We start from the raw sequence: 18964 nt of genomic DNA on the forward strand, positions 1-18964 counted from the left end.
GATGCTTGCATGACGCCCAACGATGAATATTTTCACTACAAGGAAGAGCCGGTAAAAAGTATGTTCCTGTGCATGCGGGAGCGTATCCTCGCCCTCGGGCCCAATGTTGCCGAGGCCTGGAAGTACCGGATGCCTTTTTTCTGTTACAAGGGCAAAATGTTCTGTTACCTCTGGGTGCACCGGGACCTGCATCAGCCGTACATTGGTTTTGTGGAGGGCCGGCAGCTGGAACATCCGCGGTTATTGCAGGAGGGCCGCGCACGCATGAAGATATTTTTCCTGGAGGAACCCCTGCCCCTGGCTGATCTTGACGGGCTGCTGCAGCAGGCACTGGCACTGGCGGCGAATGGCAAACAACAGTAGGATGCCTAACAAAGATCATGTCCTGGCATGACGCAGGTCAGTTCCCTAAGCGGCGCAACAGCCGATCTTTGCTGTATTCTAAGCAATTTTAGTGTTTTTCATAAGATACGTTAGTATAGCGCCGGAGATTCTTCTACGGCGCTTTTTTTCTTATTTTTGCGTAATTTTTTTGCATACATTTATATAAGAGAGAGGACAACCAATATCCCTGAGGATAGCAGCAATATGAATACACCGCCTGTTCCGCCGAATGAAAAAGAACGGCTCGCCGCGCTGCATAGTTACCATATCCTGGACACTGCGCGGGAGGAAGAATACGATAAACTCACTGAGCTGGCTTCCCGCATCTGCGGTGTGCCCGTTTCACTTATTTCACTGATCGATGAAGAACGTACCTGGACCAAAGCGGCCACGGGCATGCCTATTCATGAAACGCCGCGGAGCCGGTCCATCTCCAGCCTGACCATTCTTGGGAACGGGTTGCTGGAAATACCGGATACCACGAAAGACAGCAGGGTTTCCGCTTTGCCGGCCGTGACAGGAAAGGAGCATATCCGTTTTTACGCAGGCTACCCGCTGATAGACAAGAACGGCTTCGCGCTGGGCGCGCTTTGCGTTTGCGATTATAAACCTAATGGCCTGGACAAACGCCAGCAGGAAGGAATGAAGCTTCTTGCCGAAACCGTTATTGCGCTTATTGCTGAAAGGCGGAAGAATGAAGAGCTGCAACACTTCGAAAACCTTTTCGAACTCTCCAACGACCTGATCTGTATTGCCGGGCTGGACGGATATTTCCGGCGGGTGAACCCCGCTTTCAGCCGTATGCTGGGCTGGAGCGTGGATGAGCTGCTGAGCATGCCCATACTGGACCTCGTTCACCCGGACGACCTGGAGGCGGCCCGCGAAAGCCTGATCGCCCTCGCCGATGGTAACTCCACCGTCAGGTTTACCAGGCGCATGCGCACAACAACCGGGGGGTACCGCGTCATACACTGGGCGGTGAACCCGGAGCCTTCCAGCGGCAACATCTTCGCCATCGGCCGGGACGTTACCGAAGAAAGGAAACAGGAAGAAATGCTGGAGAAGAGCCAACAGAAACTAAGCGCCTTTTTTGAGCATAGCCAGGGCCTCATGAGCACGCACGACGTGGAAGGCAACTTCCTGTCCGTGAACGCCGCGGGAGCCAACCTGCTGGGCTACAGCACCGAAGAAATGGTGGGCAAGAACCTCCGCGACATCATGCCGCCCAGCCATCACCCCTCGTTCCAGCTGTATCTTGAAGAGATCATCACCAAAGGCCGCGCTTCAGGACAGATGACCACCATTCACCGCAACGGCACCCGCCGCATCTGGATGTACAGCAATTACCTGGAACAGGCGCTGAACGAAGAACCGTTTATCATCGCCAATGCCATTGATATCACCGACCGCTACCTGCTGGAAAAAGACCTGGCGCGCACCACGGAAATGCTGGAACAAACGAACCAGGTGGCCCGTGTAGGCGGATGGGTGGCGGAAACCGCGAAGGAAAAGATCTATTGGACCAATGTGACCAAGGAATTGCACGGCGTGCCTTACTCTTACGAGCCAGACCTGCCGTCTGCCGTGGGTTTCTTCAAAAAAGGCGAAAGCCAGGCCGCGGTTATGCGCGCCATCAACCGTGCCATGCGTACCGGCAAAAGCTGGGACATGGAAGTGCAGATAGTCACTATGCAAGGCCAGGAGCGCTGGATGCGCGTACAGGGCCATGCCGAGTTCGAGGATGGCGTGTGCAGGAGGTTGTACGGCTCTTATCAGGACATCAACGAGAAAAAACTCGCCCAGCTGGAAGTGGCCAATTCCAGGAAACTGTTGCAGGAAGTGCTGCAGTCCGCTTCCGAAGTAAGCATGATCGCCACGGATACGAACGGCATCATCACCCTGTTCAATAAAGGGGCCGAACGCATGCTCGGTTATTCCGCAGACGAAATGATCGGGAAACAGCCCGCCTCGGTCGTGCACGACCTGGAAGAACTGGAGGAAAGGGCGCGGGAGCTTTCCCGCGAAGCAGGAGAGGAGATCAAAGGCCTGCGGGCTTTCGTATACAAAACCGAAAAAGAAGGTTCCGAGCAACGGGAATGGATATACGTAAAAAAAGACGGTTCCCGCTGCGTGGTATCGCTCGTAATGACGGCCATACGCGACTTCAGGAACAACATTATCGGTTATCTCGGTATTGCTACAGACGTTACCAAACGCAAGCGGATGGAGCAGGCGCTCATCGCCGCCAAACAGCAGGCGGAGCAGATGAGCAGCGCCAAGTCGGAATTCCTGGCCAATATGAGCCACGAGATCCGCACGCCGCTGAACGGCATCATCGGGTTCACGGACCTGGTGATGAAAACCAAACTGGACGAGACGCAGAAACAATATCTCTCCATCGTTCACCAGTCTGCCAATGTGCTGCTGAGCATCATCAACGACATACTTGACCTTTCAAAGATAGAAGCCGGTAAGCTGGACCTGAACGTAGAACGGACGGACCTGTTTGAAATGGGCCGCGAAGCGATGGATATCGTGTCGTTCCAGGCCACCACCAAAGGCCTCGAAGCTGTGCTCGACATTTCGGAAGAGCTGCCGCACTTCATATTTGCCGATTCGCTCCGGCTGAAGCAGGTGCTGGTGAACCTGTTGGGCAACGCGGTGAAGTTCACGGAAAAAGGTTCCGTCAAGCTGCGCATTTCGGCCCTTACCAGCCCGAAAGAAGATGATATCACGTTTAAGTTCGAAGTGCGGGATACGGGCATTGGCATACGGCCGGACAAACAGGAAAAGATATTTGAGGCCTTTGCGCAGGAAGATGCTTCTACCACCAAACGTTACGGCGGTACGGGCATTGGCCTGGCCATTTCCAACAAGATACTTGCGCTGATGGGCAGTAAGCTGCAGCTGATCAGCTATCCCGGTTCGGGCAGTATTTTTTATTTTTATCTCAAATTGCAGGCGGACCATACTTTCACAGGCGAAACGGCGCAGGCAAACACCAAACTCTCCGAAGACGCCGCGCAGAAACTACGGAAGACCAACGCGAGCATACTGGTGGTGGAAGATAATTCCGTGAACATGCTGCTCACCAAGACCATCATCCATAAGCTCATGCCGCGCGCCGCCATCATCGAGGCCGGCAACGGGCTGGACGCAGTGAAGATCTGCCGCCACCGCATGCCGGATATGATCCTCATGGACATCCAGATACCGGAGCTGAACGGCTATGAAGCCACTTTTAAGATACGGGAAATGGAGCGCAAGGGGCGCGTGCCCATCATTGCGCTTACAGCCGGCAACATCAGCGGCGAAAGGGAAAAATCGATGGCCGCGGGAATGGACGATTTCCTGTCCAAGCCGATCGTGGAGGCGTCGTTGTCTGAAAAATTGCGCAAATGGCTGTTGGGTGACACAGAACGGCAGCCGGACGAGACCATTATAGAAAGAGACATGTCGAAACATTTTGATGAAAGCGTACTGAAAGAATACCTGGGAGAAGATAACGTGGGGAAGGAAATTCTCGCCCTGATCCGGTCTGAGCTGCAAAAGGCCGTGGAGACGATGCAGCAGTTTGCGAAAGAGGAGAACCTGGCAGGGCTCAACGCTATCGGCCATAAGCTCCGCGGAACCACGTCCAGCACAGGATTGGGAGAGCTGGGCCGGCTTGCCCTTGAATTTGACAGGATGACAACATTTAACCCCGACAATGTGTATGCGCTGCTGGAGGAGACTTCGGCGGAAGTAGCGCTGGTGACGGGGCTTATTCAGCAAAGAATAGACAGAACCATATGAAAGTGCCCAAACTGCATTTCTGGATACCGGCATTCAACCGCTTCCTGTTGTTATCGCTGTTGCTGCTGTTGCTGATAGTGCTCATCAGGGCAATAGATCTCGCTATGATCGGGTTCCCGGCTTCACCGGCCGTTATTATCCCGCGTGCCTTGTGGGCAGACGTACTGACGTTCTTCAGCATCATCCGCTGGATCGTAATACCCTACCTCTTGTTGTACATGTTTGTCAGCAAAAGGGCGGGAGACGTCTTTTATCTCACGCTCATCAGCCTGTATGCCATCATCAGCTTCGCGCTGAACCTTTACTTCCAGCAAACCAATGTTCCGCTGGGCGCCGACCTGTACGGTTATTCCCTGCAAGACATCCGGCAGACCGTGGGCGCGGCCGCGGGAGGCGGCTTGCCGATGGTCACTGTTATCGGGCTGGCAGCGGCGCTCATTGCAGCGGTAGTGCCGATGATATTGCTGTACAGGAAAAAAATAAACGGGGACAGAAGAGGGTTCTGGTTTGTGTTGCTGGCAGTGTTTTTCTTTTGGATACCGGTTTCCAAAGCGCTTACCCGCAGCGGCGTCCGTTCTGAATACGCAGGGAACATCATCCTGAACAAAACCGGGTATTTCCTGACGCGGAGCCAGCAGTATTTTTTCCCGTCTGAAGACGACGGGGATGGTTTGGGTGAAGAAATGGCGGCGGATTCAATGTTCCGCGTGCAATACGTACAGCCTGACAAATATCCTTTTCTGCATACGCCGGCGGGTAATACCCTGCTGCCTTATTTCCGTAAAGGCGACCGGCCGCCGAACGTCGTGATCGTGCTGGTAGAAGGGCTGGGCCGAGCATTTTCGGGGCAGGGCGCATACCTTGGCAGCTTCACGCCTTTCCTGGATTCGCTTGCCGGCCGTAGTTTATACTGGGAGAACTTTTTAAGCGGCGGCGGGCGCACATTCGCAGTGCTGCCTTCCATTTTAGGTTCCCTGCCTTTTGCCCAAAACGGTTTTGCGGAGATGGCGCCCGAACTGCCCAATGCGCTTACGCTGATGAACCTTGCCAAACACAACGGTTACCGTACGCGGTTCATGTACGCCGGCGAAGCGGGGTTTGACAAAATGGACCAGTTCGTGAAGAACCAGGGAGTGGATACGATTATCGATAAGAACAACTTTGGCGGCGGATACGAGCTGTTGCCCGTCAACAGCGGCGGTTTCACCTGGGGTTATTCCGATAACGCGCTGTTCCGCAAATACCTGGATGCAACACCCGTAGATTCTCTCCAGCCGCGGCTGGACGTGATGCTCACCGTTTCCACCCATTCCCCTTTCAAAATACCGGACCAGGCCCGCTACGATGCCATGGCGGAACAGCGCATCCGTTCCCTTGGGCTGACGGCGGAGGAACAGGCCGCGCATCTTCAATATAAGGCCGTATACGCGTCTATTTTATACATGGATGAATCGCTGCGCGGTTTCTTCCAGCAGCTGCAACAGCGGCCGGATTACGCCAACACGATCGTGCTCGTTACAGGCGACCACCGGCTGCCGGAGATACCCATGCGCTCCAAGCTCGACCGGTATCATACCCTGTTGCTGGTGCATTCGCCGCTGATACAGCGTTCCGCAAAATTCTCTTCCATTTCCTCTCACCTTGATGTGGCACCTTCTGTCACCGCCCTGTTGCAGGCGCAGTACGGCTTTGCAGCCCCGCCTTACGTAACCTGGGTGGGCAGCGGGCTGGATACGGCCAGGGCTTTCCGTAACGTGCACCAATACCCGCTGATGCAGACTAAAAGCGACCTGTCCGACTACGTGGCCGGCACTTACCTGCTCAACGGCGGCAGCCTTTTCAAAATATTACCCAATATGGATCTTGAACCCGACAGCGACGAAGACACAGCAGGCAAGCTGGATGCAGGTTTCGGGCATTACCGGAAAAAGAACAACCAGCTGGTTCAAACGAAGCAGCTGTTGCCCGATTCGCTGTACAGGAAATATGTGAACAGGTGATCAGAACCGGCGCATGAGGCTTACCTGCAGGTTCACCTGGTTGCCGTAGGTGCCCGGCCTGTATTCTTCATAGTACCAGGTGCCGTAAAGGCCGATGATATTTTGTTTGAGGAATGTTTTTTGCCAGCCCAGTAACGCTTTGTAGCTCATGAGGCTGGTATTGATCTCGTAGTTGATGTTGTTCCGCTGATCGTCGGGCGAAATGCCGGTGCCGAGGCCGAAGGTCCAGTAATCGTCTGCCCCGGCGGTATACAGGCGGGAGGTGAGGTGGAAGGATTTGCTCAGGTTGTCTTCCCCGGGCGTTAAGAACGTACGGAAGTTGAACCAGAGATTGCGGTAATATTTCCCGATGGATGCTGTATACACCCAGGTATTGCTGGAAAAATAGAGGTAACGGAAGCCGAGCTCAGCCTCGAAACTCTTTGGCAGGTTGGCATACAGCGAAAAGCCCGCGCGGTATTTCGGGAAGATGTCGCTGTTGGAATAACCGAACCCTACGTACGAATAAAAGGTGTTCGAAAAGCGCGGATACGCCTCTATTTCGCCTTGTACGCCGCTTTCCCCGAACTTATTGGCATAGTTCACCCGGCCGATAACAGAACCATAATTGGTCTGTCGCCCATAGCTGATGCTGGCCATGTGCCAGGCCTGATCGAACCGCTTATCGAAATACGTATAGTCGTAGCTAAGGTCCAGCTTGTTTTTCCTTACCTGGTCCTTGATGCCGTTCAGCAACGACCGTGCGGCGGCGTTGCCGGGGTTGATGGCGAGCACTTTATTCGCGTATTCCGCGGAAGCGTGCAGCTGTTTCATAAAACCAAGGATACGCGCTTTGCGCAACAGCAGTTCTTCGCTTTGAGGATGGTAGCCCAGCCCTTTGTCCACATATTGCAACGCGTCCTGTGGCCGGTCGTTCCAGTATTCGAGATCGGCAATAGCTACGTATACGTCTTCGTACTCGGGCTGCCGTTGCAGGATATACTGGAATTCAGCACGGGCGCTGTCTGTTTTGTCGCTCCACGTGTATACACGGCCGAGGAACACCCTGATGTCCGCATAATCAGGGCTCTTAGCAAGCGCCAGCCGGCAAAGGCGGATGGCTTCAGGGTAGTCTTTTCGGTCGAAAGCCGCTTTCCGGGCTTCCTGGAATAATTGATCGGAATCCTGACCAACAGCCAGCAGGGATGCAAACAGGCTTACAGTCATCAGCAAGAAAAACCGCATATTCAGTAGGTTCGGTGTTTTAAATATCAATAAAGATAGGACTTCTTACAATTCAGCGGAATATTATATATTTATGTAACTGAGACAACCTACTGTTATGAAAGTACTAATTGCTGAGGATGATAACCTGATCCGGAAAACCATTGAGATCAAACTCGCGAAAGAAGGCTACGAAGTCATATCCTGTTCCGAAGGCGCGTCCGCGCTGGATTCCATCAGAACGGAGCAGCCTGATGTGGTGCTGACGGACATTATGCTGCCGGCAGTGTCCGGGCTGGAGATCGTGAGCGCCGTAAAACAATCCGGGGGCAAGCAGATGAAGGTGATCGTATTATCTACCATGGGCCAGGAGAATATTGTGGAAGAGGCCTTCAAACTCGGCGCGGATGATTATATGACCAAACCTTTCAGCCTGACCGAACTTTCTATCCGCGTAAAAAAGCTCCTGAATTCCAAATAACAATTTTGATCAAACCTACTACCATACCTGAGCACACGCTGTATGCCTATACGGCGTTCTTTGCAGCCATCATCCTGCTGATCCTCATTTTCACGCGTATCTACCTGGGCACGCGTAAACGCCGTTTCCTGATAGAAAAGAACGTGCAGGCATTCTTTGACCAGTGGCTGGGGCAGATGCTGCTGGGCGAATTTTCGGAAGACGACGAGATAGAGATACCGGAAGAATTGCAGGACCGCCGGAAATACCGCGTGGGCCGACAATACGCCATCAACCAGCTGATCAATACCAAGAAGAACCTTATTGGCCTTGCGTCACGCAATGTGATCTATTTATATGAAAAACTGGGGCTGAAGAAAAGTTCGCTGAAAAAATTTCACAGCCGGCTCTGGTATAAAAAGGCGAAAGGGATCTACGAGCTGTACATGATGGAGCAGCAGGACATGCAGCCGCTCATCCATCCATTTACCAACAGCAGCAACGAATACGTGCGCACCGAAGCGCAAACCGCCTTGCTTGCCTTCTCCGGCTTTAAAGGGCTGAGTTTCCTCAGTACGCTGAAATACCCGATGAACGCATGGCAGCAGGTAAAGCTGCTGGAACAGCTGCAGCCGCTGGATCCGGGGCATTTCGAAGCATTGCCGTCCTGGCTTGTTTCGGCAAACGACAGCGTGGTGATCTTTGCGCTGAAGCTGGCGGAGATCTACCAGCAGATGCAGGTGAAAGAAGAAGCCATTGCCTGCCTGAAACACGATAACCCGAAAGTGCGGGGGCAGGCCATACAAGCGCTGGTGCGCATCGGCGACGATGCAACGCCAGCGGTGCTGCAAGACCGGTATCTCTGGGAAACCGAACATAACCGTACGCTGATCCTCGAAGCGCTGGAGCATATCGCGAATGACGAGGTGCTGCCTTTCCTGGAACGGGAGCTGGAAAACGACGACCCCGCCGTGAAATTGCGCGCAGCCAGGGCGATTGCCCGCAATGTGAGCGGGGGAATGGGCATCCTGCAGCACAAGGCCGCCGCCCTCCGCGATCCGTATGAAAAAATATATCTCCACATCAAAAGCGAAATGACGCGATGAAAGATCTTGCGGAAATATTAGTGTATATCGTTGTAACAGGCATTTTCGTGTATTCCGTTACGCTGATCTGTTTTTACGTTTTCATCGGCATCAATTCCATCAATGAAACAAGGGAGTACCTCAATAAGAACGAGATCACGGATTACAGGCTGCTGGCCGCATCGCCGCATGCGCCTACAGTGAGCATCCTGGCCCCGGCTTATAATGAAGGGGCTACCATCGTGGAGAACGTAAGGTCATTGTTGTCGTTGTACTATAACAAGCTGGAGCTGGTCGTGATCAACGACGGCAGTAAGGACGACAGCCTGCAGAAGCTGATAGACGCTTACCAGCTGGAGAAAGTGGAGTTTTACGTGAACTACCGCATTCCCACGCAGGAAGTGAAGGCGGTGTATAAAACGAAGCACCCGGCTTACAACAAGCTGGTGGTGGTGGATAAAGTGAACGGCGGCAAGGCCGATGCGCTGAATGTGGGCATTAATATCGCCAGCAACGATTACATTATTTGTATAGATGCGGATTGCATCCTGGAGCATGACGCTATCCTTAAAATGGTAAAGCCGTTCCTGGAGGAAGGCGAAGCCAAAGTGATCGCATCCGGCGGCGTGATAAGGATCGCCAATTCCTGCGAGATCACGAACGGGCGGCTGACGAGGGTATATCTTCCGGAGAATTATCTCGCGCGGATGCAGGCGCTGGAGTATATCCGCGCTTTCCTGCTCGGGCGCATGGCCTGGGCGCGGCTGGACGGGCTGCTGCTCATTTCCGGCGCATTCGGCGCATTCGATAAAGAAATAGCCATCCGCTGCGGCGGTTATAATATAGATACCGTAGGGGAAGATATGGAACTCGTGGTGCGCATGCGCCGTTATATGCACGAGCAGGATATTCCCTATAAAGTAACCTACATCCCCGACCCGCTTTGCTGGACGGAGGCGCCGGAAACCGGTACCATTCTAAACCGCCAGCGCAACCGCTGGACGAGAGGTACGATAGAGACCCTGCGTTTTCACAGGAAGATATTCCTCAATCCCCGCTACGACCTGCTGGGCGTGATCAGCTATCCTTACTGGCTTTTCTTTGAAATGCTGGCGCCGCTGATAGAATTCATCGGTTTCATCGTGTTCCTGCTGATGGCCTTCTGGGGATTGATCAACTGGCATATGTTCTTTGCTTTCCTGCTGTTCATCATCTTTTTCGGGTATCTCAATTCCATATTCGCCATTTACATGGAGGTGTTCACCTACAACCAGTACCGGCGCCGGAAAGAGATATTCAAGCTGATATTGGCCGCCTTGTCGGAACCGTTCTTTTTCCATCCCTTTGTAGTATGGGCGGGCATCAGGGGGTATTTCGACTTTTTCAGGAAACGGAAAGCCTGGGGCGAAATGACGCGCCGGGGCTTTTCCAAACCCAAAGCGCAGGCATAGGCTTACATTTTTTCGTAGTCCGTAACAGACATGGTGAATTTTATTTCGCCGTTCAGCCTGATGCCCTGGTTCTTCCAGCCTTTCCCGATGTAGAATTTTTCCGCCCTGGTGTTGGGCGCTGTACCCAGGCGCAGCGTTTCTTCGAAGTATTCAAAATACCATTCCAGCATAGCGTCGTGCAGGCGGCGGCCGATGCCGCGGCCTTCCGCATCGGGGTGCACGAACAGCGCCCAGACTTCATGGGCGCGTGTGTTCACGATGGCAAATCCTTTTATTTCACCGTTTTCTTCAAACAGCCAGCCTTTACCGTCGGTAGTAAGGTAGCGTATATAATCGGCGGTGGTCACCAGCCCGGGATTTCGGAGCACGTTTTCGCGCACCGCCATGCGGATGGTATGCAGGGCCGGGATATCTTCTGTAGTGGCTTCACGCAGGGGCATTACTCGGGAATTTTAAACAAAATTAGTGATTCATGTCAGCCGGGCAATATTAATTGTGTGAGATAAACAGTGGGCATTTGAGGTGTTTTTGTATCGTGTCCGCCATGCTGCTGCGGAACCAGCGGCTTACCGTGCTTCGCTGGTAAGCTCCCAGCACCACGAGGGTGGACTCTCCTTCCTGCCGCAAACGGTCCAGGATGGCGGCTTCCGGCTCCCCGTTCAGCACCGTGTATTGCGCGCGGGGATTATGACGTTTCATGAATTCCTTCATCAGTTTATTTTCGGGGAGGTGAAGGTCTTCCTCTTTTACTGTGATCACTTCCGTGGGCAGTTTATTGATCTCCGGGAGTGTGCCGGTGAACATTTTAATGGCGAATACGGAAGAAGGCGCGCCGTCGTACAGCATCACCACTTTTTCCAGCGTTTTGTATTCCACCGGCACGATCAGCATGGGGCATTGCACGCCGCTCAGCAGGTCGCGGATGAAGCGGGTGGGGGGCGCTTCGGTGAAACGGGTGAAAGTTTCGTCGGCGGATATCACCAGCAGGTCCGCATAAATGCTTTCACGCATCAGGTCGGGCAGGGCGAATGATTTGTCGCGGTGCACTGCATGGTTGATGCCTGCTTCGCGGCAGTGGGATTCAAATTCCTTGACCGCGATATTCCGCTGGTGCTGGTCTTTTTCGGAAAGTTCTTTCAGGTTGTTATGATGAATGGCTTCTTCCATGCTGAAGCTGTTGCGCGTAAAGTCGTCCAGGAAAACGCCGACGAGATGTGCATTTTCCTGTTTAGTGAGATGTATGGCGGTTTTGATACTTGAGAGCGAGAGTTTGAGGCCATCCAGGGCTACGATGATCTTTTTCATGCTGTAAATTTCGGTGGTTTGGAGAAATGAGGGAATGAGAAGGATCACCGGGAATGATGACCTTGATCAGCCTTCTCTCATAATGAAACAGCCAGGACCATATTTCTGTTCATTCCCTGTTCATTTTCGTTTTTTTCGTTGCTGTGTGCAACAAATTTTTAAATTACAAGTCTGATCTTTGAAATGAGTTTTGGGATGATTAGAGTTAACCTTGAGGATACATTTGAACAGGAGGAGTTATCGAAAGATTTTTCGTTTATGACTTTTTATGCACCGTTAAAGGAGGGCGGGGAAGTGCTGTTGAAAGTGAGTATTGAAGCATTAAACGATCCGATGTTGCCGAACACGTACAATCTCGCGTTCGGTCCCATGGACGACGCAGGAAATATTGATGATACTGCGAGAGTCTTTCACGACAATCCTGACAAGGTATTCTCTACTATTTTGTTGTTTTGCCTTTTATTTCTTCGGAATAATGCTGATTTTCAGATTGGGTTGGATGGCTCGGATGATCCGAGAGCTTATTTGTACCATCGTATGTTTATCACCAATAAGGATTATCTGGATGAATATTTTGAGACATTTGGCGTGGATTGGTATTTAAGGCAACTGAGGAACGGTGATTTTGAAACTGACGAAAATGGGCAAATCTTCCTTAAGCCTAAATCCGAAAATTTCAACTATCGGAGGTCGCTCAAAGATCTGTATAGATACTATGTATTTAGGTTATCCCGAGATAAGACAGAGAAAAGAACTATAAATTTATTGTATGAATCCAATCGTAGAAAAAAAACTTGAAGAGATGGCCAGGATGGCCACAGCGCCGGCGCCCAAAAGGCCAGCAAGGCCGTCGAACGTTCGCGTCATCGACAACAACCTGTCAAGAGTTATTCGCAGCCAGGAGGAAGCCGACAGGTTTATGATGGAATTAGATGCTTTATCTGCTTATAATGCAATGAAGCGACAGGAGAAAAGAGAGATAGAAGAGGGGGAAGAAAATTCTTAAGATAAATGAAAGAGGTTGCCTCATATTGAAACAACCTCTTTTATTATTCTTATTTCAACTTCTTCGCTTTCACTCCTTCCACCGTGATCTCTACTGGTTTTATCATTCCCTCTTCATCAAATTCCATCTTGTCTATACACACCTCGCGGCTGTTCGCATCCGTTTCCGTCAGCGGGCGGCGGTGATAAACGATATACCAGCTCTCCTCGCCCGGAACCTTTATCACCGAGTGATGGCCCGCGCCTTTTGCAATGGCAGGGTTCTGCTGCAATATTTTCCCGATACGCCTGAAGGGCCCCAGCGGAGAATCCGCAATGGCATACGCCACACTGTAATCAGGCCCCGTCCAGCCGCCTTCGGACCACATAAAATAATATTTACCCTTGCGCTGGAACATGAACGGCCCCTCTACATACTTATCCGGCGTGATCTCCTTGAAGACCGTACCGTCAGGGAAAGGCTCAAAGCCTGTGAAATCTTCCTTCAGCCGCGCAATATTGCAATGCCGCCATCCGCCATAGATCAGGTAGTACTGTCCGCTGCTGTCATGGAACACAAACTGGTCGATAGGCTGGGCGCCGTTATGGAATTTATCGACCAAGGGCTTACCCAGGTGATCTTTGAACGGCCCCTGCGGACGGTCCGCCACCGCAACGCCGATGCCGCCTAATTGCTGGTCGTTCTGGATATCGTTGGCCCCGAAGAACAGGTAATATTTTCCTTTCTTTTCTATAACAGACGGCGCCCACACGGCCCGCTTAGCCCAGCGGACGGCATTCGTGTCCAGTATGTGCGGATGTTTGGTCCAGTTAACGAGGTCCGGGCTCGAAAACGCATCCAGGAACACCTGTTTGCCGTAAGGAGCTGAAAAGGTGGGATAGATCCAGTACTTTTTCCCGAAGATGATCCCTTCAGGGTCCGCATACCAACCCGGGAACACCGGGTTGCCCGCTTTTTTTTCCTGTGCTGAGACGTGAATGGTTAAAATGGCCGCGGCAGCCATACAAATAAGTCGCTTCATCCCTGAAAAATACAAAAAAATAAACCCCCTGTACCGAAAGCCTGCTACCGTTCCGCGAAATAATTGTGAATGAACCCGAAGCCGGAGATCTCGAACTCGCCTTCCCCCTTGGCCACCAGGAAAAGATCATGAATGCCGAATGCATTCCGCAGCTGGCCGGTCAGTTTGATCGTGAAAGTCGTGTCCGCCGTATCAGGGATCTTCAGCGAACCGATCTTTTTACCCTTCGGCCGGTCTATCCTGAATTCCAGTTTCGGCCCGTTCTTGCTTTTGATATTACTGCTCACCACGATCTCGAACCCGATCTCCCCCATGCTCAGGTTCACCTGCCTGAAAGCCAGGAACGCCCCGTCCTTCATCTGGTATTTTACCGTATCTGGCGGTGGGGTGCGCGAAAGCAACTGACCTCTTGCGGGCAGCGAAAGAGTGAATAAGATAGCCGCCGTTACAGCTAAAGCAAGAGGCCTCATAGGTAAGGGTTCCTTCAATATCGTTTAAGTGGATAAAGACCGGGTTTTATCGTCCTTATCCAGGTTATCAATAAATATTTACATAAAGATAAATAATAATATTTACTTTCCGGTCTCTACGGGGCTATTAAAAAACAATTATCTTCCCAACGCAGCCAATGGAACGAATGCCCATCGTTTTGTTCCCGCTTAAGGGCGTTTTCCAGCAGCAACATCCCCATTAACGGATTAATTCCGGTAATGCGCGGAAATTAATGGGTCTGTTAATCGTTTATTATACTTCCTGTTAAGCCCCCGGAATTTACTTTGTGATCTGATATTTTCCACCCAACGTTTCCACGATGAAAACAGATCACGGTTTATGGCCATTCCTCCCTGTTCACATTTCCCGGCTGCCCTGTTTGCCTGTTCCCGCGTCGGCCCTCCGGGCGACGATGAAGGGGGATACCGCCCGGGACTGCATATCGATTGTCAACAATTTCCAAAGTAATTAACGGATATACTTTATGCTCAAACAATGTTTAAAATGGACAGGTGTTTTGTTATTATTCATGCACCAGGGTTTCGCGCAGGATTTCCTGCCTTATGTGGACCCGAAGATCGGGAACGTCGGCCACCTGCTGCAGCCTACCCGCCCCACGGTGCAGCTGCCTAACCAAATGATGCGCATGCACCCGGTAAGGGCGGATTATATCGACGACCAGATCAAAAGCTTCCCGCTGCTGGTGGTTTCCCACCGCCTTGGCGAAGTGTTTGCCGTAAAACCCTATACCGGCGCCACTGCGCCCCAGGCCATGGCTTACGATCACGACCTGGAAGTGACCCGCCCCTGGGTGTACGAAACCTACCTGGTAGACGATGATATCACGGTACGCTACACGCCCGGCGAAAAAGCGGGTATTTTCCGTTTCACTTTCCCCGCGGGCAAACCGAAGCACCTTCAGTTCAATCCCTGTAACCAGGGTTTCTTTGAATGGAAATGGCTGGACAACCAGCGGGTGGCCGCGGTGGAAACCTGGCACGACGATGTGAAAGTATTCCTCTACGGCGAATTCAGCTCACCCGGTACTACCGGCAGGCAGCAGATCAGCTTCGGTGCCGGCTCTCCGGAAGCCATAGAATTGCGGTACGCCGTGTCTTTCGTGAGCGCGGAGCAGGCGCGGAAGAATTTCGGGAAAGAAGTCGGCAACGGCGTCACCTTCGATGCGCTGGAAAAGAAAGGCGAAGCAGCCTGGGCCGGGGTGATCAACCAGGTGCAGGTAACCGGCGGCACGGACGCGCAGCGCAGGTCTTTTTACACGGCCCTGTACCGCTGCTACGAACGCATGGTGGATATCACGGAAGACGGGTCTTATTACTCCGGCTACGATAAAAAAGTGCACACCGGCGCCACCCGCCCGTTCTACGTGGACGACTGGAGCTGGGATACCTATCTCGCCCATCACCCGCTCCGCACCATCCTCAACCCGCAGCAGGAAGAAGATATGCTGCAGTCGTATGTGAACATGTACGAACAAAGCGGCTGGATGCCCACCTTCCCGGTGCTCTTCGGCGATCATGCCTGCATGAACGGCTTCCATTCCTCCGTTACCTTCCTGGATGCATACCGCAAGGGCCTCCGCAATTTTGATGTGGAAAAGGCTTACGAAGGCATGAAGAAAAATGCGAACCAGGCTACCATGCTGCCCTGGCGCAATGGCCCGAAAGGTGCGCTGGACGATGTTTATCTCACCAAAGGCTTTTTTCCTGCCTTACCCAAAGGGGAAAAGGAAACAGACCCCATGGTGCACGGCTTCGAAAAGCGGCAGGCGGTAGCGGTAACGCTGGGCGGCGCGTACGACGACTGGGCGCTGGGCCAGCTGGCCGGCGAGCTGAAGAAGAAAAACGACGGGGCCGCTTTTGCAAAACGCGCGCTGAATTACAAGAACCTCTGGCAGCCGCAGGCAAAAATGTTCATGCCAAAAGACGGCCGGGGCAACTGGATCAAAATAGATCCGAAGATAGACGGCGGCATGGGCGGCCGCGAGTTCTACGACGAAAATAACGGCTACACCTATCAATGGCAGGTACAGCACGATATCAGCGGTCTCCGCGATCTTTTCGGCGGCGCCAAAGAAATGGAAGCCGCGCTGGACCAGCTGTACCGTGAAGGGCTTGGGCGCAGCAAGTACGAGTTCTGGAGCATTTTCCCGGATGCTACCGGCCTCACCGGGCAATATTCAATGGGCAACGAGCCCAGTTTTCATATTCCGTATCTCTACAACTTCACGGGCAGCCCATGGAAGACGCAGAAGCGCATCCGCTTTTTGCTGGATGTATGGTTCAAAGACAACATTTTCGGCATCCCCGGCGACGAAGACGGCGGCGGGATGAGCGCCTTCGTAGTCTTTTCTTCCATGGGTTTTTATCCCGTAACGCCCGGCATTCCTGAATACAGCATCGGCAGTCCGCTGTTCGAAAAAGTAAGCATCCGGCTGGCAGGTAACAAACAATTCACCATACTGGCGCACAATGCGTCTGTGGTCAACAAATACATTCAAAGCGCGAAGTTCAACGGCCAGCCTTTGCTGAAGCCGGTATTTACACATGAGCAACTGGTAAGCGGCGGCACCCTTGAACTGGAAATGGGCCCCAAGCCAAACAAAAGCTGGGGGACTATGTAAACATCATTCCTTCACCCTAAAAATTTCATCCAATGCTGAAAAAATTCCACGTACTCAATTTGCTGTTAGTGTGTTGCTTACCCGCGTTAGCCCAGGTAGCGCCTGTGGCGCAGTCTGTCAAAGGAAGAGTGATCTGCGGTTACCAGGCATGGTTTAACGCCTACGGAGACGGTTCCCCCGTAGCCAGGTGGCGCCACTGGAGCGCAGGCCAGTACAATTCCAACAATGGTAGTCCCGCGCCGGGCGCTATCTCTTTTGAAGCTTACCCAGATGTGAAAGAGTATCCCGCGGCAGTCATGTTCCAGACCAACCTGGGCAACACCCACATCGGCAACCCCGCCAAACTGTTCACTTCCTGGCAGCAGCAAACGATCAACCTGCACTTCTCATGGATGCAGCAGCATGGCATAGACGGCGCTGCCCTACAGCGCTTTCTCGGCGAAACCCGCGACGGCGTGTTCAAAAGCAACCGCGACAGCGTCACCGTACGCCTGCGCCGCGCCGCAGAGCAATACCAGCGCAGCTTTTACATCATGTACGACATGAGCGCGGACGATACCACTTATTTCAAGAACGACTGGCTGCACATCGAGAATAACCTCGGTGTGGTGAATTCACCTTACTATGCGCACCAGGACGGTAAACCCGTGATCTGCCTCTGGGGTTTCGGTTTCACCGGCCGCCCCAATGTGCCCGCGCACAGCATCGCGATCATCAACTGGCTGAAAGCAAAAGGGTATTACGTGATCGGAGGAGTGCCTACCCACTGGCGTACCAGCAGCGGCGATAGTCATCCCGGATACAGCGCGGTGTACGATAGTTTCGACATGCTGTCTCCCTGGTCCGTCGGCCGCTTTAACAGCATCGCGGGCGCGGACAATTTTAAGAACAATCACCTGGTGCCGGACCTGGCTTATTGCAATACCAACGGCATCGATTACCAGCCGGTGATCTTTCCCGGTTTTGCATGGAGCAACTGGAACGGCGGCCCGGTGAACGAAATATCGCGTGCAAAAGGCGAGTTCTTCTGGCGGCAGGTGTACAACCTGAAGAACATGGGCTTCAACACCGCTTACATCGCCATGTTCGACGAATACGACGAGGCTACCAATATCATGAAAATGGCGGACAGTTATTTTGATGTGCCGCATAACCAATATTTCCTCACCTCCAGTGCAGACGGCTCGTACCTTAGCTCCGACTTCTACCTACGCCTCGCCGGCCAGGCCACGAACGTATTGAAAGGCAATACGCTGCTCAGCACGAATGTGAACATCCCGTTTTCCGTGGCGCCGCTCTGGTTCCGCACCAGCGTACAACCCGGCTACGACGCCATGCCTTCCTGGACGGACAGCCCCGATCCCAGTTCCGTTCCGAAAAGCGTGCTGAGCCCGCTCTGCGGCGTTGTTACGGGAGAAACGAGCTTCACCGGGAATGCATCGCTGAGGATAGGGGGAACAGACAATGCGTCCAGCGGCGGATCTTATCATTACTTCCGCGTTTTTGATGTGAACATCCCGGTAAATGCCGGCACGCGGCTTACCTGGCTTGCGTATCCCACCAACAACCTGTCGCGCTACGTGAGCGTGGACCTGGTGATGACGGACGGCAGCAACCTGCGCGATGCGGGCGCAACGGATATCAACGGCGTGTCTATGCATCCCGGCGCAGGGCGCGGAACGGTGAACGCATGGCAGAAGCAGACCTGTTACATCGGCAACTGGCTCAACGGCAAAACGATCGACAGGATCATGATCGCATACGACCGCGGGGCGGATGTGGGTGCGTTCAAAACCTATATAGACGACATCGTGATAAAAGATACCGCGCAGGCTTTTGCGCCCGCCGCTTTCAAGATGATGAGCGAAGAAGAAAGCCTGGTGAAGATCTTCCCGCAGCCCGCGGCGAAAAACGCCACCGTGAGCATTCAAAACTGGAACGGCAGCGAAAGGATGGAGCTGCTGAATGCAGAAGGGAAGAGCCTTTTACGGCAACAGGCCACTTCCAGCAGAACGGAACTGCCGGTGCAGCAATATCCCGCCGGTATCTATTACCTGCGCGTGGAGAAGAACGGGAAGTTTATCGTGAAAAAGCTCATCATCGCCCGCTAAATTTTTTAAG

General features: G+C 52.8%; 15 protein-coding genes. 10 read left to right on the plus strand and 5 right to left on the minus strand.

Annotated elements, in window-relative coordinates:
* The first annotated feature begins 9 nt into the window (after window positions 1-9).
* The 3 genes from ACTJIK_RS19750 to ACTJIK_RS19760 all read left to right on the plus strand — a co-directional run bounded on the left by ACTJIK_RS19750 (window position 10) and on the right by ACTJIK_RS19760 (window position 6179).
* A complete protein-coding gene (locus ACTJIK_RS19750; RefSeq protein ID WP_440649256.1) occupies window positions 10-363 on the plus strand; it encodes a DUF1801 domain-containing protein in 354 nt (117 codons plus the stop codon).
* Window positions 364-588: 225 nt separating this feature from the next.
* Window positions 589-4179, plus strand: coding sequence for a PAS domain S-box protein (locus ACTJIK_RS19755; RefSeq protein ID WP_440649257.1), 3591 nt, complete (start codon window positions 589-591; stop codon window positions 4177-4179).
* Entirely contained in the window at window positions 4176-6179 is a 2004-nt protein-coding gene (locus tag ACTJIK_RS19760; RefSeq protein ID WP_440649258.1) for an LTA synthase family protein, read from the plus strand. Before ACTJIK_RS19755 ends, ACTJIK_RS19760 begins: the two co-directional genes overlap by 4 nt.
* Here the strand turns inward: ACTJIK_RS19760 and ACTJIK_RS19765 are convergent, their stop codons facing one another.
* On the minus strand, window positions 6180-7403 hold the full coding sequence (locus ACTJIK_RS19765) for a YaiO family outer membrane beta-barrel protein (protein ID WP_440649259.1): 1224 nt from the start codon (window positions 7401-7403) through the stop codon (window positions 6180-6182).
* A 97-nt stretch (window positions 7404-7500) separates the two neighbouring features.
* On the opposite strand from ACTJIK_RS19765, the gene ACTJIK_RS19770 reads away from it, so the two are divergent.
* Genes ACTJIK_RS19770 through ACTJIK_RS19780 form a run of 3 tightly spaced genes read left to right on the plus strand, consistent with a single transcriptional unit; the run spans window position 7501 to window position 10378 of the window.
* Window positions 7501-7863: a response regulator transcription factor gene (locus ACTJIK_RS19770; RefSeq protein WP_440649260.1), complete on the plus strand. Its 363-nt coding sequence runs from the start codon at window positions 7501-7503 to the stop codon at window positions 7861-7863.
* Between the two features lie 5 nt (window positions 7864-7868).
* On the plus strand, window positions 7869-8948 hold the full coding sequence (locus ACTJIK_RS19775) for a HEAT repeat domain-containing protein (RefSeq protein ID WP_440649261.1): 1080 nt from the start codon (window positions 7869-7871) through the stop codon (window positions 8946-8948).
* Window positions 8945-10378, plus strand: coding sequence for a glycosyltransferase family 2 protein (locus ACTJIK_RS19780; RefSeq protein WP_440649262.1), 1434 nt, complete (start codon window positions 8945-8947; stop codon window positions 10376-10378). The genes ACTJIK_RS19775 and ACTJIK_RS19780 overlap by 4 nt, the downstream gene beginning before the upstream one ends.
* 2 nt (window positions 10379-10380) lie before the next feature.
* Here the strand turns inward: ACTJIK_RS19780 and ACTJIK_RS19785 are convergent, their stop codons facing one another.
* Entirely contained in the window at window positions 10381-10818 is a 438-nt protein-coding gene (locus ACTJIK_RS19785; protein WP_440649263.1) for a GNAT family N-acetyltransferase, read from the minus strand.
* A gap of 49 nt (window positions 10819-10867) precedes the next feature.
* Window positions 10868-11683 (minus strand): universal stress protein, encoded by an 816-nt coding sequence (locus ACTJIK_RS19790; protein ID WP_440649264.1) that lies wholly within the window; start codon window positions 11681-11683, stop codon window positions 10868-10870.
* 195 nt (window positions 11684-11878) lie between these two features.
* On the opposite strand from ACTJIK_RS19790, the gene ACTJIK_RS19795 reads away from it, so the two are divergent.
* Window positions 11879-12481: a DUF6934 family protein gene (locus ACTJIK_RS19795; protein WP_440649265.1), complete on the plus strand. Its 603-nt coding sequence runs from the start codon at window positions 11879-11881 to the stop codon at window positions 12479-12481.
* Window positions 12453-12689 carry a hypothetical protein gene (locus tag ACTJIK_RS19800; protein WP_440649266.1) on the plus strand — a complete coding sequence of 79 codons (237 nt, stop codon included), beginning with the start codon at window positions 12453-12455 and terminating at the stop codon, window positions 12687-12689. Before ACTJIK_RS19795 ends, ACTJIK_RS19800 begins: the two co-directional genes overlap by 29 nt.
* Window positions 12690-12738: 49 nt before the next feature.
* On the opposite strand, the gene ACTJIK_RS19805 is transcribed toward ACTJIK_RS19800, so the two are convergent.
* Together ACTJIK_RS19805 and ACTJIK_RS19810 are read right to left on the minus strand one after the other, a co-directional pair.
* Window positions 12739-13710 carry a glycoside hydrolase family 43 protein gene (locus ACTJIK_RS19805; RefSeq protein ID WP_440649267.1) on the minus strand — a complete coding sequence of 324 codons (972 nt, stop codon included), beginning with the start codon at window positions 13708-13710 and terminating at the stop codon, window positions 12739-12741.
* 44 nt (window positions 13711-13754) lie between these two features.
* The gene (locus ACTJIK_RS19810) at window positions 13755-14180 is read right to left on the minus strand and encodes a carbohydrate-binding protein (protein ID WP_440649268.1); all 426 of its coding nucleotides are present in this window, start codon (window positions 14178-14180) and stop codon (window positions 13755-13757) included.
* 539 nt (window positions 14181-14719) lie between these two features.
* Between ACTJIK_RS19810 and ACTJIK_RS19815 the strand changes: the two genes are divergently transcribed.
* On the plus strand, window positions 14720-16843 hold the full coding sequence (locus ACTJIK_RS19815) for a GH92 family glycosyl hydrolase (RefSeq protein WP_440649269.1): 2124 nt from the start codon (window positions 14720-14722) through the stop codon (window positions 16841-16843).
* A 32-nt stretch (window positions 16844-16875) separates the two neighbouring features.
* Window positions 16876-18954, plus strand: a complete 2079-nt coding sequence (locus tag ACTJIK_RS19820) for a T9SS type A sorting domain-containing protein (RefSeq protein WP_440649270.1) — start codon at window positions 16876-16878, stop codon at window positions 18952-18954.
* The last annotated feature ends 10 nt before the right edge of the window (window positions 18955-18964 follow it).

Source organism: Chitinophaga sp. 22620, from assembly GCF_052044405.1.
In the GTDB taxonomy this organism is placed as follows: domain Bacteria; phylum Bacteroidota; class Bacteroidia; order Chitinophagales; family Chitinophagaceae; genus Chitinophaga.